Origin of the sequence: Bradyrhizobium sp. (assembly GCF_047605465.1) — a bacterium.
In the GTDB taxonomy this organism is placed as follows: Bacteria; Pseudomonadota; Alphaproteobacteria; order Rhizobiales; family Xanthobacteraceae; genus Bradyrhizobium.
Genome location: NZ_JASGFS010000031.1, coordinates 36834 through 50692, shown reverse-complemented (window position 1 = coordinate 50692; position 13859 = coordinate 36834). Strand labels below are relative to the sequence as shown.

14 protein-coding genes and 1 pseudogene are annotated in these 13859 nt (G+C 65.7%); 6 read left to right on the top strand and 9 right to left on the bottom strand.

Going from position 1 to position 13859, the window contains the following annotated elements:
- Window positions 1-86: 86 nt before the first annotated feature.
- Window positions 87-2150, bottom strand: a complete 2064-nt coding sequence (gene uvrC / locus QM712_RS21850; protein ID WP_415025210.1) for an excinuclease ABC subunit UvrC — start codon at window positions 2148-2150, stop codon at window positions 87-89.
- Between the two features lie 254 nt (window positions 2151-2404).
- Between uvrC and QM712_RS21845 the strand changes: the two genes are divergently transcribed.
- Window positions 2405-3028 (top strand): outer membrane protein, encoded by a 624-nt coding sequence (locus tag QM712_RS21845; protein ID WP_415025209.1) that lies wholly within the window; start codon window positions 2405-2407, stop codon window positions 3026-3028.
- Window positions 3029-3215: 187 nt separating this feature from the next.
- Here QM712_RS21845 and QM712_RS21840 read toward each other — a convergent pair whose 3' ends face one another.
- The 4 genes from QM712_RS21840 to QM712_RS21825 all read right to left on the bottom strand — a co-directional run bounded on the left by QM712_RS21840 (window position 3216) and on the right by QM712_RS21825 (window position 6027).
- Window positions 3216-3431: a cold-shock protein gene (locus tag QM712_RS21840; RefSeq protein WP_008544396.1), complete on the bottom strand. Its 216-nt coding sequence runs from the start codon at window positions 3429-3431 to the stop codon at window positions 3216-3218.
- Between the two features lie 250 nt (window positions 3432-3681).
- On the bottom strand, window positions 3682-4542 hold the full coding sequence (locus tag QM712_RS21835; RefSeq protein ID WP_415025208.1) for a 23S rRNA (adenine(2030)-N(6))-methyltransferase RlmJ: 861 nt from the start codon (window positions 4540-4542) through the stop codon (window positions 3682-3684).
- Window positions 4543-4755: 213 nt separating this feature from the next.
- Entirely contained in the window at window positions 4756-5454 is a 699-nt protein-coding gene (locus tag QM712_RS21830) for a ribonuclease T2 family protein (protein WP_415025207.1), read from the bottom strand.
- Between the two features lie 105 nt (window positions 5455-5559).
- Entirely contained in the window at window positions 5560-6027 is a 468-nt protein-coding gene (locus QM712_RS21825) for a hypothetical protein (RefSeq protein WP_415025234.1), read from the bottom strand.
- Between the two features lie 182 nt (window positions 6028-6209).
- Here QM712_RS21825 and QM712_RS21820 point away from each other — a divergent pair, with 182 nt between their 5' ends.
- Window positions 6210-6503: a hypothetical protein gene (locus QM712_RS21820; protein ID WP_415025206.1), complete on the top strand. Its 294-nt coding sequence runs from the start codon at window positions 6210-6212 to the stop codon at window positions 6501-6503.
- 44 nt (window positions 6504-6547) lie between these two features.
- On the top strand, window positions 6548-7081 hold the full coding sequence (locus QM712_RS21815) for a DUF3617 domain-containing protein (RefSeq protein WP_415025205.1): 534 nt from the start codon (window positions 6548-6550) through the stop codon (window positions 7079-7081).
- Window positions 7082-7128: 47 nt separating this feature from the next.
- On the opposite strand, the pseudogene QM712_RS21810 reads toward QM712_RS21815, so the two are convergent.
- The 4 genes and pseudogenes from QM712_RS21810 to QM712_RS21795 all read right to left on the bottom strand — a co-directional run.
- Window positions 7129-7428 (bottom strand): annotated as a pseudogene (locus QM712_RS21810) (sensor histidine kinase); the annotation flags it as partial.
- 20 nt (window positions 7429-7448) lie between these two features.
- Entirely contained in the window at window positions 7449-8837 is a 1389-nt protein-coding gene (locus QM712_RS21805) for an ATP-binding protein (RefSeq protein ID WP_415025204.1), read from the bottom strand.
- A gap of 19 nt (window positions 8838-8856) precedes the next feature.
- Window positions 8857-9588: a response regulator gene (locus QM712_RS21800; protein WP_415025203.1), complete on the bottom strand. Its 732-nt coding sequence runs from the start codon at window positions 9586-9588 to the stop codon at window positions 8857-8859.
- Window positions 9585-10127: a MarR family winged helix-turn-helix transcriptional regulator gene (locus tag QM712_RS21795; protein WP_415025202.1), complete on the bottom strand. Its 543-nt coding sequence runs from the start codon at window positions 10125-10127 to the stop codon at window positions 9585-9587. Before QM712_RS21795 ends, QM712_RS21800 begins: the two co-directional genes overlap by 4 nt.
- A gap of 339 nt (window positions 10128-10466) precedes the next feature.
- Between QM712_RS21795 and QM712_RS21790 the strand changes: the two genes are divergently transcribed.
- The 3 genes from QM712_RS21790 to hisS all read left to right on the top strand — a co-directional run bounded on the left by QM712_RS21790 (window position 10467) and on the right by hisS (window position 13842).
- Window positions 10467-11549 (top strand): branched-chain amino acid aminotransferase, encoded by a 1083-nt coding sequence (locus QM712_RS21790; RefSeq protein ID WP_415025201.1) that lies wholly within the window; start codon window positions 10467-10469, stop codon window positions 11547-11549.
- A gap of 211 nt (window positions 11550-11760) precedes the next feature.
- Window positions 11761-12279: a YegJ family protein gene (locus QM712_RS21785; RefSeq protein ID WP_415025200.1), complete on the top strand. Its 519-nt coding sequence runs from the start codon at window positions 11761-11763 to the stop codon at window positions 12277-12279.
- Between the two features lie 48 nt (window positions 12280-12327).
- Complete coding sequence (gene hisS / locus QM712_RS21780) at window positions 12328-13842, top strand: histidine--tRNA ligase (RefSeq protein WP_415025199.1); 1515 nt, start codon at window positions 12328-12330, stop codon at window positions 13840-13842.
- Window positions 13843-13859 lie beyond the last annotated feature (17 nt).

Here is a 13859-nt window from a genome sequence, read left to right as displayed (position 1 = left end):
CAATACCGCTGCAGCCTGAAGGTCAACCGTCCCACCCCAATTGGGGTGCGGGATACGACGACCATATGACCACCGTCCCCTTTAATTCATCCCGGCTGGGGATGGAAATATTCGAAAATCCTGCGGGCGCTCTCGGCGCTCACCCCCGGAACCTTGCCGAGATCGGCGATCGAGGCCCGTTCGATCTCCTTCAGGGTTCCGAAATGATGCAGCAAGGCACGTTTGCGTGACGGGCCGATGCCCGGGATTTCCTGCAAACCGGCCTCGCGAATGTCCTTCTTCCGCAGTTTGCGGTGCGATCCGATCACGAAACGATGGGCCTCGTCCCGCAATCGCTGGATGAAATAGAGCACGGGGTCGCGCGGCTCCAGCTTGATCGCCTCCCGGCCCGGCATGAACAGGGTCTCACGGCCGGCATCCCGGTCGGGTCCCTTGGCGACCGACATCAGCGACACCTGGGTCAGGCCGAGGCCCTCGAAGATCTCGCCGACCGCGTTGAGCTGGCCACGGCCGCCGTCGATGACCACGAGGTCCGGCCATTGCGGGAAGTCGTCGTCCTTGGCCTTGGCGGCACCGTCCTCGGGCGGATTGATCAGGCGCTTGAAGCGGCGTTCGAGCACCTCGCGCATCATGGCGTAGTCGTCGCCGGGCGTGAGCCCTTCGGACTTGATGTTGAACTTGCGGTACTGGTTCTTCACGAAGCCGTCCGGGCCGGCGACGATCATGGCGCCGACCGCATTGGTGCCCTGGATGTGGCTGTTGTCGTAGACCTCGATGCGCTTGGGCGCATGCGGCAGGTTGAGCGTCGCGGCCATCGCCTCGAGCAGCCGGCCTTGCGTCGCGGTGTCCGCGAGCTTGCGGCCCAGCGCTTCGCGCGCGTTGGTCAGCGCATGGGCGACGAGCTCCTTCTTCTCGCCGCGCTTGGGAGCAGTGACCTCGACCTTGTGGCCGGCCTTGATCGCCAGCGCGTTGGCGAGCAGCTCGCTCTCCTCGACCTCGTGCGAGAGCAGGACGAGTTTCGGCGGCGGCTTGTCGTCGTAGAACTGCGCGAGGAACGAGCCCAGCACCTCTTCCGGGGTGAAGCTCTTCTCCGCCCGCGGAAAATAGGCGCGGTTGCCCCAGTTCTGCCCGGTGCGGAAGAAGAACACCTCGACGCAGGAGAAGCCGCCCTCCTGGTGGATGGCGAAGACGTCGGCCTCCTCCACCGTGCGCGGGTTGATGCCTTGCTGCGACTGGATCGCCGACAGCGCGGCGAGGCGGTCGCGGTAGAGCGCGGCGCGCTCGAATTCGAGCTCGCCGGAGGCCTTCTCCATCTCGCCCGCGAGCTCCTGCTTCACCGCATGGCTCTTGCCGGACAGGAAGTCGGTCGCCTCGCGCACCAGCGTCGCATAGCCTGGGAAATCGATCTCGCGGGTGCAGGGACCGGCGCAGCGTCGGATCTGGTAGAGCAGGCAGGGCCTGCTGCGGCTCTCGAAGAAGGAATCGGTGCAGGAGCGGATCAGGAACGCGCGCTGCAGGGCGGTGATGGTGCGGTTGACCGCGCCTGCGGAGGCGAACGGCCCGAAATAGCGTCCAGGCCGGGTCTGCGCACCGCGATGCTTCAGGATCTGCGGCGCCCAATGGTCGCCGGTGATCAGGATGTAGGGAAACGACTTGTCGTCGCGAAGCTGCACGTTGAAGCGCGGCCGCAGCTGCTTGATCAGGTTGGCTTCGAGCAGCAGTGCTTCGGTCTCGGTCGTAGTCGAGACGATCTCCACGGTGACCGTGGCCGCGATCATGCGCAGGATGCGCGCCGGTTGCGGTGCACTCTGGCGCGCGTAGTTCGACAGGCGCTTTTTGACGTTCTTGGCCTTGCCGACATAGAGCACGTCGGCATTCGCGTTGAGCATCCGGTAGACGCCGGGCGAGGTGGGGGCGAGCCGAACCGCGCGCTCGATCGCCTCGTGGCCGGTCGCCAGCGGCTCTTCGCCGACCGCGCCGCTCTCCTCCAGGATATCCGGCAGCCGCGCATCGTCCTCGTCGTCGCCGCCTGCGGTGGCGGGATCGAGATCGGGCGCCGCCAGTCCCCCGGGCGGGACGTCCTGGGCCGCGCCGCGCCGGGGTTTGCGCGCGCCTGCGTCGTCCGGGTTGTCGGGAGAATCGTGAACCATGGGGCGAATTTAGGCGCTGGGGATGCCGATTTGAAGTTCCGGCCGGCAGGGCCGCACCGGAGGGCGCGCGGGGTTCCCGGTAACGCTTCCTTAAGTCTGTTAACAGCGCGGTAACCCGACTTAACAGCCCTTTAACTTAAAACTCTCGATAAATCCTACGCGAAAAGTTCTTGGTTCCGTAACCATGCGACATCGCCCGGCGCGGCGGCGCGGGCATCGCTTTCGGTTGCGGCAGTTGCGTTGGGGAGTGTGTGATGAAGAGGTTCGTTGTGGGGGCAGCCGCGCTGGTTGCAGCCGGCTGGACAGCTTCGGCAGAGGCCGCCGATCTCGGTTACGGGCAGCGCGCGCCCTACACCGTCAACCAGCCGCTCAATGCGTATAGCTGGGCCGGTCCCTATCTCGGCGGCAACATCGGTTACGAATGGGGCTCGGTCGACAACAACCCGTCAAAGCCGTCCGGCTTCGTCGGCGGCGTTCAGGCCGGCTACAATTTCCAGAACGGTCCGTGGGTGTTCGGCGTCGAGGGCGACATCCAGGCAGCGGGTGCAGACGACACCTTCGCGCCGTGGAAGTTCTCCAATCCGTGGTTCGGCACCCTGCGCGGCCGCGCCGGCTACGCGTTCAGCAACGTGCTGTTCTACGGCACTGCCGGTCTCGCCTTCGGCGAACTGCGCGGGCAGACCTTCGGCTGGACCGAGTCGCACACCACCGCCGGCTGGACCATCGGTGCCGGCGTTGAAGTCGGCCTCGCGCCGAACTGGAGCGCCAAGCTCGAGTATCTCTACATCGACCTGTCGACGAGCCAGTTCGCCATTACGGGCGTGTCGAACGGCTACAGCGCCAGCGTTGTGCGCGCAGGCGTGAACTATCACTTCTGATAGCTGAAGAAGAAAATACCGGACCACTGCCTCCCGGCCGCTCGCGGCCGGGAATTTTTTTGCGCCAGGTGTTTTGCGTCGGGCCCGTCAGAGCCGCTTCCGCTCCGATGCGATCGGAACGGAGCTCCATTCAAGTCTTGACGCGTTTTCTTGACGCGAACCGGTATCGACTTCGCGCGAAAGCGCCCTAGGAGAGAATGACGAGATTGACCGCCTTCGGCCCCTTCCCCTTCTTGTCCGGTTCGACTTCGAATGTGATACGCTGTCCCTCGGCAAGGTCTTTCAATCCCGCCCGCTCGACTGCGGTGATGTGAACGAAGACATCGCGACCGCCGTCGTCCGGCTTGATGAAGCCGTAGCCGCGCTCGCCGTTAAAGAACTTGACCGTTCCCGTCATGGCCATCGGGAAACTCCCCCTCATTGCTCCTCCGTCGCGACGCAGACACACGTCACGACATGACCGGGCCTTACGAAGCCCGGGAGCTGGCCATCCTTGGGCGGACCTAACGGTCCGATCGGATCTTTCTTAGGGCCTTCACTCCGCCGCAACCATTCGCGGAAGCGGAACGCAAAGCCAGTCACGGAAACAGCATAATACGGTTCTTTGCAGATTGACTACCGCTCCTGCATATTTTTCCCAAGATGAGGGCGCGTTACGGCTTCGGCACTTCCAATCGGAATCTGGCAGCTCCGCCCTGGCCGAGCGGCATCTCCAGTTCGGGCAGGATCGTCTTGAGTTCACCGTGCAGCGTATAGGGCGGATTGACGATCAGGAGCCCTGCGGAGGTGAGGGCCCCGCCGTCGAGTTGCGGTGCGACGCTGAATTCCACGCGCAGGCATTTTCCGGGCGGCTTTGCTGCAGCCGCGAGCCGCGCCACGCGCTGTGCCAGCGCGTCGGTGGCGCGCCGGCTCTTGGCCGGATACCAGATTACATAGATACCGGTCGGCCATTTCGCGAAGGCGGCCGCGAAGGCTTCGCCCAGCGTCTCGAATTCGTCCTTTGCTTCGAACGGCGGGTCGATCAGCACGAGCCCGCGCCGTTCGTTCGGCGGCACGAACGCCGGCAGCGCGACCCAGCCGTCGAGATCGACCACGCGGGCCTGTTCGTCGCGGCGCAGCACGTCGATCAGCGCTTTGCGTGCCTTCGGCTCCAGCTCGCAGGCGACGAGGCGGTCCTGCGGCCGGAGCAGGCCGCGCGCGATCAGCGGTGAGCCGGGATAGGCCTTGAGCTCGCCCTTCGGATTGAAGGCGCGGACGATGTCGAGATAGGGCTTCGTCAGCGCCACGGCTTCGTTGGACAAGCGCGCCTGCAGCAGCCGTGCGATCCCCGTCAGCCACTCGCCGCCGCGGTGGGCCTCGTCGCTTTCGAGGTCATAGAGGCCGGCGCCTGCATGGGTGTCGATGACGCGGAATGCCCCCGGCTTCTCCTGCAGATAGGTCAGGATGCGCGCGAGCACGATGTGCTTGATGACATCGGCGAAGTTGCCGGCGTGAAAGGCGTGGCGGTAATTCATGGCGAAGAGTTACGACATCGCGCGATGAAAGTAACTGCCGTCATTCCGCGCGATGCGGCGCACCGAAGCCGTGATCCATTCGCCGTGGCGAGTAGGGGGCCCTGTGGATTTTCCGATCCGCAACGGCGCATCGGAGTTCGCGCGTCCGCATTCGCGCCCTGAGCTTCGGCGGACGGGTTGCGCGTCGCGGAACGATGAGGTGATGGTCTCGGGCTAACCGCCCCTGATCGGCGGCATCGTCACCTGGTCGCGGCGGCATGCACGGCGGTCGATCTCCTCGCAGGCCCGGAACTGCAGGTCCTTGCTGAGGCAGATGCGGACCTCGGACAGCCGCGTGCGGTTGCAGGTGACCGAGACGGCGGTGCTGCTGAGGCCCGGATTGGCCTTGATGAAGGCTTCTTCCACCTCGGCCGGCGCCACCGACTTGGCTTGCGACAGGTCGAGATATTCGGCCGGAATCTTGATCGCGGCCCGGGCCTTGCGGATCGTCTCGAAATAATTGCGATCGGTCAGGCCCGAGCAGGTGCCGTGCTTGTCCCATTCATTGAAGATCAGGCCCGGCGCCGGCATCAGGTCGAGCATCGAGGAGACGATGTTGCGGTTCAGCCGCGGGGCCGGCCGCTGGCAATATTCCGGAAAGCCCCGCTCATATTGCGGCCAAAGCCCGTGCACCACGAAGGCATAGGGGCGTCCGCCGCACTGCATCTGCGAGCGTCCGCCGCCGCGGCTGCGCTCCGCCGCCTCCTCGCAGAACGAGGGCGACCATGACAGCGACAGCACATAGAAATCGAACTCGCCGGGGGCATTCTGCCGGCTGTCCTGCGCCCGGGCACCGCCGAAGGAGAGCAGTCCCGCCGCGAGCGTCAGCGAGATCATCAGGCGGGAGAACGAACGCAATCCGGAATGAAACATGGCGACGCCCCTCAACTAGACCATGCATATGAGCCTAGCAGTCGACGAGAACATTTCAAGAACAAATTTTCGGCTATCGCGCGCGAGCCGCGCGATCGCTCCGAATCAGGGCTTGGCGGCCCGGCAGCGGGGATTGTAGGCCCAGTTGCGGTCGAGCCCGACCACGCACCATTCCACGCCCTGACCGACGCCGGCGAAGCCGCCGTCCTCGGTGATCGAGAAGTGCACCGTCCGCATCTTGCCGTCGCTCAGCATAGCCTCGCCGGTGCAATAGCGGCGCGGCATGTTGTCGGACTGCCAGGGCCGGAACGCGGTCTCGTGGACGGCGGCGAACCCCGTGATCTTCAACGAGGAATTCCAGAACGAGCTCTCCGTCTCCCAGAACTGGGTGGCGATCGTCGGAAGGGCCTTGTCGCAGTCGGCGACGCGGCCGTCATAGCGCGGGCCGCTCAGCCAGAAGTTCAGCTCGAGCGGATTGGCGGCCTTGGCCTCGCCGAGCGAGAGCGCTCCGAACAGGAGGCCGAGCACGGCGGCAAAGCGAAGCGGCTTCAGGGAGGTCGAGAGGGCGCGCATGGGCAATCCGGACAGCATGATCTGCGAAGCATGGACGGTGCCGTGAAGGCCGAAGCAGGTCAAGTGCAGCGCGGCAACACTCTCCGACGAGTTGACCTTCATACCGTGCCGGATGTGCCTTCCGTTCTTTTCAGGGACATCCGGGCACCGTAAACTGCGCCCAACCAATCGGAGTGACGCGAATGCGAATCATTGCGGCCGCAGGCCTTCTTGCCCTGGGAATGATGGCGAGCCAGTCGGCGCGCGCCGACATCCTCCCGGTGCCGCCGTTCAAGGGCAACGACACCGGCGGCATCATCGCCTATTCGATGGCGACCCAGGTCGATGCGCGCCAGGTCGCGGTCGACCACTGCGCGCAGTACGGCAAGGTGGCCAAGTTCCTCGCCGTGCAGCCCTATGAAGGCGGCTACATCTCGTTCTCCTGCCGCTGGGTGCCCTACGGCGCCGCCGATCGGCCGATCCGCACGCTCTACTGAGCGTCGCCCGTCACGCCTCGACAGTTCAGCCGGGAGTTTCTTGCATGACGCGCAAACTCGCTTTGCTCGGTTCGGCCGCGTGCCTTGTTTTGTCGGCCGGAGTGGCCTGCGCCGACGATCTGCCGGTGCGCAAGGCCGGTCTGTGGGAAATGAAGATGGTCAGGAGCGGCGGCTCGGCGATGCCCGAGATGACGATGCAGCACTGCACCGACGAGACCGTCGACAAGGAGATGAACAACAACGTCTCCCCGATGGCCAAGCAGATCTGCTCCAAGCAGGACATCAAGAAGACGGCTACCGGATATGTCAGCGATTCCGAGTGCACCGTCGCCGGCATGGCCACGACGTCGCACGCCGAGATCACCGGCGATTTCAACTCGGCCTATACGGTGAAGACCTCGTCGCATGTGCAGGGCGGTCCGGCCGGCGCGACCGGCCACGATTCCAGCATGACCCTCGAAGCCAAATGGCTCGGAGCCTGCAAGCCCGAGCAGAAGCCCGGCGACATCGTGATGCCCGGCGGCTTCAAGATGAACGTGCGCGACGTCGAGAAGCTGAAGAACCTGCTGCCGAAATAGACGGGACGGTCGTCCGGACGGCGCGAGGCGACATCCGGGGGCGATCGCTACACCGGTATGCGCACGCTCGCCCGCAATCCGCCCATCGGGCTGTCGCCGAGCGTGATGTCGCCGCCATGGGAGCGGGCGATGTCGCGGGCGATTGCGAGGCCGAGGCCGGTGCCGCCTTCATCCTGGTTGCGGGCGTTGTCGAGCCGCAGGAACGGCTTGAACACTTCTTCCCGCAGATGAGCCGGGATGCCGGGCCCGTCGTCGTCGATCGTGACGGTCAAATAACGGTGATCGCGCTGGCCGGTGATGGCGATGCTCTTGCCGTAGCGCGCGGCGTTGGTGACGAGGTTGGCGAGGCGACATCCGGGGGCGATCGCTACACCGGTATGCGCACGCTCGCCCGCAATCCGCCCATCGGGCTGTCGCCGAGCGTGATGTCGCCGCCATGGGAGCGGGCGATGTCGCGGGCGATTGCGAGGCCGAGGCCGGTGCCGCCTTCATCCTGGTTGCGGGCGTTGTCGAGCCGCAGGAACGGCTTGAACACTTCTTCCCGCAGATGAGCCGGGATGCCGGGCCCGTCGTCGTCGATCGTGACGGTCAAATAACGGTGATCGCGCTGGCCGGTGATGGCGATGCTCTTGCCGTAGCGCGCGGCGTTGGTGACGAGGTTGGCGAGGCAGCGCTTGAACGACGCGGGCTTCACCGTCACCACGGGCAGGCCGTTGAAGGTCACGGTGGCGGTGTGGCCGTGACGTTCGGCATCGCTCCTCAGTTCCTCGAGCGCCTGGGCCATGTCGGTCGGTTGCGACTGCTCGCCGGAATCGCCGCGGGCGAAGGCGAGATAGTCCTCCAGCATCATCGACATCTCGTCGACGTCCTTGCGCATGCCCTCGAGCTCGGGGTTGTCGCCGATCAGCGCGAGTTCGAGCTTGAAGCGGGTCAGGATGGTGCGCAGGTCGTGGCTGACGCCGGCGAGCATCGCGGTGCGCTGCTCCATCGCGCGTTCGATGCGCGATTTCATCTCGAGGAAGGCACCGGCCGCGCGCCGCACTTCGCGCGCGCCGCGCGGCCTGAAGTTCGGCGCCTCGCGGCCCTTGCCGAAGCTTTCGGCTGCGTCCGCCAGCCGCAGGATCGGCTTGATCTGGTTGCGCAGGAACAGCACCGCGACGATCAGCAGGATCGATGACGTTCCGACCATCCAGAACAGGAATATCTCCGAGTTCGAGGCGTAGGCGGCGCTGCGCTGTGCGAACACACGCATCACGGCGTCGTCGAGCTGGATGCGGATCTCCACGAGATTGGAGCGACCGACCGTGTCGATCCAGAAGGAGCGGCCGATCTGGCGGCCGAGTTGCACCGACAGCGTCTGGTCGAGCAGCGAGAAGAACGGCTTCGGCCCCGGCGGCGGCATGTCGCCTGCGGGCAGGAAATCCACCACCAGTCCCAGGCGCTGCTGCGCGATGCGGCGGATCTGGTCGCGGTCCTTGTCCTGCGGATAGCCCTTGTAGACGTCGATCAAGGCGGCGATGTCCTGCACCACCGCGGCGGACAACCGGCGCGTGACCGTGTTCCAGTGCCGCTCCATGAACACGAAGGCGACGACCGACTGCAGCACCACCATCGGCACGATCATGATGAGCAGCGCGCGCGCGTAGAGGCCGGTCGGCATCCAGCCCTTGAACGCGTTGCCCATCCAGCCATTGGCGGCGGAGACGCGCCCGGCGGCGCTTCGCAGCAGCGTCAGGCCGGTATCGATCGTGCTCATCGGTCGCGCTTCACTTGATCTATGGCGAGGCTACCAGCCGGTAGCCGATGCCGCGCACCGCCTGCAGGAACAGCGGATTGGCGGGATCGTTCTCGATCTTGCGCCGGAGGCGGTTGATCTGCACGTCGACGGCGCGCTCGTTGACGCTGCCATTGCCGGTGAGCGCGCTGCGCGGCACGGTCTCACCCGGCGTTTCCGAGAGGACGCGCAGCATCTCGCGCTCGCGATCGGTGAGGTGAATGACCTCGTCGCCCTGCCGCAACTCGCCGCGATCGAGATGGAAGAGGTAGGGGCCGAACGCGATCTTCTCCACTGCCGCGGCCTGCGGCGGCGGGGCGGCGCGCCTGAGGATGTTGTTGATGCGCAGCGCGAGCTCGCGCGGTTCGAACGGCTTTGCGACGTAGTCGTCGGCGCCGATCTGCAGCCCTTCGATGCGGGCTTCGGCCTCGTGCCGTGCCGTCAGCATCACGATCGGCACGGACGACGACGTCCGGATGAAACGGGCGAGGTCGAACCCGGTCTCGCCGGGCATCATGACGTCGAGGATCAGCAGGTCGAAATGCAGGCCCAGCAGCTTCGAACGCGCATCGCTCGCGCTCGCGGCGGTGGTGACGCGATAGCCTTCGCTGGCGAGGAAGCGCGAGAGCAGGTCGCGGATACGGCGGTCGTCGTCGACCAGCAGGAGATGCGGGGCGTCGTCGGCCGGGCGCGCCGGCGGGCGGGAGAGAGTGGCAGCGAGCGGCACGTTCACTCCTTGGCGTCGTGGTTGACGGAGGCGAAGATCGTCTCGAGCACCTTGTCCGGATCGTCGCGGTCGATCATCGCGCGCAGGAAGCGCTTGACGGTCTCGGCATCCTGCGGCGCCATCTCGGCGAGCGCCTTGGTGATCCGCGTGGTCTGGAGGCCGGCGAGCTTCTGCACCAGCGCCTCTCCCTTCGGCGTCGCGTAGAGCAGACGCTGGCGCCGATCGTTGTCACCGGTCTTCTGCACGATATAGCCCTCGTCCAGGAGCTGCTTGAGCACGCGGCCGAGCGATTGCTTGGTGATGCGAAGCACGTCGAGCAGGTCGGCGACCTTGAGGCCGGGGTAGCGGTAGACGAAGTGCATGACGCGGTGGTGGGCCCGGCCGAAGCCGAATGCCTCCAGCTCCTGGTCGGGATCGCCGACGAAGTCGCGGTAGGCGAAGAACAGCAGCTCGATGATATCCCAGCGCAAATTGCCTCCATCGCTCGCGGCCGGCCGAGGCTCGGCGGCATCATGAGAGGGAGTCACGAAATTTATGTCAGGCATATTGACGTATCTTGGGTTCAATGTTACAAAACGATTGTCCCGCACGAAATTTTAGATCGTTTCGCGGTCGGGTGGCTTCGTCGACGGCGGCCGGAAAGGGCCGGACAGACGGCGACGGCCGGAGCAGATCTACCGTGCGATTGTCGAGCGGCATTTCGGCAAAACATACTGGACTTCCGCCTTCCGCAAAAGCATGTCCTCGGAGGACATGCTGGCCACGGAAACCGGCCGTAACAAGGCTGGCGGTGGTCCGGCCAGAAACCCAATCAAGCCAGCCGGGCCCGGACCAGGGCAGGCGGCGCCAGAACAGCGCCGCTACCGGCAGCGGGAGGCAAGGAAATGAGCATGAAATTCGAGATCCAGCCCGCATCCCATCCGACCTCCGAGAAGGACCGCGTCGCCAAGCTGGTCGACCCCGGTTTCGGGCGGGTGTTCACCGATCACATGGCGGTCGTCCGCTACAACCAGGCCAAGGGCGGCTGGTACGAGGCGCGCATCGAGGCGCGCGCGAACTTCCAGCTCGATCCGGCCGGAGCCGTCCTGCACTACGCCCAGGAAATCTTCGAAGGCCTCAAGGCCTACAAGCGCGACGATGGCGGCGTGAACCTGTTCCGTCCCGACGCCAATGCGCGGCGCTTCAAGGACTCCGCCGACCGCATGGCGATGGCGCAGATTCCCGAAGACGTCTTCATCGAAGCGGTCGAGCAGGTCGTGCGCATCGACCGTGCCTGGATGCCCGGCGGCGAGGGCAGCCTCTATCTGCGGCCCTTCATGATCGCGAGCGAGACCTTCCTCGGCGTGAAGCCGTCCTCCGAATACATCTTCGCGGTGATTGCCTCGCCGGTCGGCTCCTATTTCAAGGGCGGCCCCGCGCCTGTCTCGATCTGGGTCTCCGAGAACTACACGCGCGCCGCGATCGGCGGCACCGGCGCGGTCAAATGCGGCGGCAATTATGCGGCGAGCCTGCGCGCGCAGGCGGAAGCCATCCAGCACGGCTGCGACCAGGTCGTCTTCCTCGACGCGGTCGAGCGCCGCTACATCGAGGAGCTCGGCGGCATGAACGTGTTCTTCGTGTTCGACGACGGCTCGCTCCTGACGCCGCCGCTCGGCACGATCCTGCCCGGCATCACCCGCGACTCCATCATCGCGCTCGCCCGCGATGCCGGCAAGACCGTGCGCGAGGAGCCGTACTCGCTCGACCAGTGGCGCAAGGATGCGGCCAGCGGCAAGCTCAAGGAGGCCTTCGCCTGCGGCACCGCCGCCGTCATCTCGCCGATCGGCAAGGTGCGCTCGGTGAACGGAGATTTCGAGATCAGCGGCGGCGCGGCAGGCCCGGTCGCCATGGGCCTGCGCAAGCAGCTCGTCGATATCCAGTACGGCCGCACCAACGATCCGCACAACTGGATCCGCAAGGTGCTTTGAGGTCTGGCGTCCCGGACGCGCTGCAGCCTGAACCGCTGCTGCGCGGCGCCGGGCCCGGTCGCGCAGCGAATGCATCGAGGGTCAGCAGCGCGCCTCACGCTTGTTATAGGGAGCCGCGCGGCAGCCGGGGAATCCCAACTATTGGTTGTTGAATTCCTCGCTGCAACTGTGCGACAAGTCCGCAGACGCTGAGGTCTCGGACATCCCGATCGTGACTCCCCCTCTTTCCCAGCCCTTGAAATGGGCCGTGCTCGCCGTTGTGTCCGGCGTCACGGTGATCGGTATTCTCACCATCGGCCCGCCGCCCCGGAGCCTGTCGGGATATCCCGTCATTGACGTCGATTCCGAGGACGCCGAGATGAATGCCGCGATCGCTCGCGCGCGTGGCACGCTCTCGACATTCTGGACCTCCTTCGGCGCGCCGACCCAGGCTGAGACCGGCCACTCCCTGAAGGTCAGCTTCCCCGCCGGCGATCGCGTCGAGCTCATCTGGGTCGCCGATATCAAGAAGCTCCCGAACGGGAGCTATCTCGGCCGCCTCGCCAACGATCCGCGCGATGTGAGGGGCAAACGCGCAGGCGACCCGGTCGAATTCACGCAAGCGGACATCTCGGACTGGATGTTCATGCGCAGAGGCAAGATCGTCGGCGGCGAAACCATCAAGCCGCTCCTCAAGTCCATCCCCAAGGCGGATGCGGACGCGCTCAGGGCGCGGATGGAGCAGCCTTAGAGCGAGCCGACGGTTGCCGCCTTGCGCCCCGGCTGGTAAACGCCGCGCATGGCCGAGAAATCCAAAAAACCCCAGAAACTGAAGGCGCGTCTGCCGCGCGGGCTCGAGGATCGCGATCCCGCCGCGATCCGGGCGACGCGCGAGATGGTCGAGAAGATCCGCGCCGTCTACGAGCTCTACGGGTTCGAACCCGTCGAAACGCCGGCGATGGAGTACACCGACGCGCTCGGCAAGTTCCTGCCCGACCAGGATCGTCCGAACGAGGGCGTGTTCTCGTTCCAGGACGACGACGAGCAGTGGATCAGCCTGCGCTACGACCTGACCGCGCCGCTCGCCCGCTACGTCGCCGAGAATTTCGACGCGCTGCCGAAGCCGTATCGCAGCTACCGGTTCGGCTGGGTGTTCCGCAACGAGAAGCCCGGCCCCGGCCGCTTCCGCCAGTTCATGCAGTTCGACGCCGATACGGTCGGCTCGGCGACGCCGGCTGCCGATGCGGAGATCTGCATGATGGCGGCCGACACGATGGAGGCGCTCGGCGTCCAGCGCGGCCAGTACGTCGTGAAGGTGAACAACCGCAAGGTGCTCGACGGCGTTCTGGAAGCGATCGGGCTCGGCGGCGAGGAGAACGCGGCGCGCCGGCTGACCGTGCTGCGCGCGATCGACAAGCTCGACAAGTTTCCCGCGGAGGAAGTGCGCAAGCTGCTCGGTCCCGGACGATGGGACGGCGGCGAAGAGGGCAAGGGCGACTTCACCAAGGGCGCCAATCTCAGCGCGGCGGATGCCGACGTCGTTCTCGCCATCACCAGGCCGCGTGACGATTGGAAAGAGGCCATCGCCGCGGCGGAAGCCTATCTGGCCAAGAGCGAGATCGGCCGGGCCGGCGTCAGCGAGCTGGAAGAGATCGCCAAGCTCGTGACCGCATCGGGCTACGGTGCGGATCGCATCCGCATCGACCCCTCCGTCGTCCGCGGACTAGAATATTACACCGGCCCCGTCTACGAGGTCGAACTGCTGCTCGACACCAAGGACGAGAAGGGCCGTCCCGTGCGCTTCGGTTCGGTCGGCGGCGGCGGACGTTATGACGGTCTCGTCTCGCGCTTCCGCGGCGAGCCGGTGCCGGCGACCGGTTTCTCGATCGGCGTGTCGCGGCTCCAGGCGGCGCTGACGCTGCTCGGCAAGCTCGATACGCGGCCTGAATTCGGACCCGTCGTCGTCACGGTGTTCGACCGCGACCGCGTCGCCGACTACCAGAAGATGGTGGCGAGCCTTCGCACCGCAGGCATTCGCGCCGAACTCTATCTCGGCAATCCCAAGAACATGGGCAACCAGCTCAAATATGCCGACCGCCGCAACAGCCCCTGCGTCATCATCCAAGGCTCGGATGAGAAGGCACGCGGCGAACTACAGATCAAGGATCTGGTCGAGGGCGCCAAGGCGGCCGCCGCGATCGCCTCCAATCAGGAATGGCGCGAGAGCCGCCCGGCGCAGTTCTCGTGCAGTGAAGCCGATCTCGTCGCGAAGGTGCGCGAGGTCCTCGGCCGCCATGACGTAAAGTGGGGATAGCCATTCCGGCAAGCCGT

Bases quoted from the DNA above. Each gene is read 5' to 3' on its own strand.
- QM712_RS21805 (WP_415025204.1), bottom strand. From the start codon at position 8,837: ATGAGCACGATCGATACCGGCCTGACGCTGCTGCGAAGCGCCGCCGGG.
- QM712_RS21830 (WP_415025207.1), bottom strand. From the start codon at position 5,454: ATGTTTCATTCCGGATTGCGTTCGTTCTCCCGCCTGATGATCTCGCTG.
- QM712_RS21790 (WP_415025201.1), top strand. From the start codon at position 10,467: ATGAGCATGAAATTCGAGATCCAGCCCGCATCCCATCCGACCTCCGAG.
- hisS (WP_415025199.1), top strand. From the start codon at position 12,328: ATGGCCGAGAAATCCAAAAAACCCCAGAAACTGAAGGCGCGTCTGCCG.
- QM712_RS21825 (WP_415025234.1), bottom strand. From the start codon at position 6,027: ATGCGCGCCCTCTCGACCTCCCTGAAGCCGCTTCGCTTTGCCGCCGTG.
- QM712_RS21815 (WP_415025205.1), top strand. From the start codon at position 6,548: ATGACGCGCAAACTCGCTTTGCTCGGTTCGGCCGCGTGCCTTGTTTTG.
- QM712_RS21840 (WP_008544396.1), bottom strand. From the start codon at position 3,431: ATGGCCATGACGGGAACGGTCAAGTTCTTTAACGGCGAGCGCGGCTAC.
- QM712_RS21795 (WP_415025202.1), bottom strand. From the start codon at position 10,127: ATGCCTGACATAAATTTCGTGACTCCCTCTCATGATGCCGCCGAGCCT.
- QM712_RS21845 (WP_415025209.1), top strand. From the start codon at position 2,405: ATGAAGAGGTTCGTTGTGGGGGCAGCCGCGCTGGTTGCAGCCGGCTGG.
- QM712_RS21820 (WP_415025206.1), top strand. From the start codon at position 6,210: ATGCGAATCATTGCGGCCGCAGGCCTTCTTGCCCTGGGAATGATGGCG.
- QM712_RS21835 (WP_415025208.1), bottom strand. From the start codon at position 4,542: ATGAATTACCGCCACGCCTTTCACGCCGGCAACTTCGCCGATGTCATC.
- uvrC (WP_415025210.1), bottom strand. From the start codon at position 2,150: ATGGTTCACGATTCTCCCGACAACCCGGACGACGCAGGCGCGCGCAAA.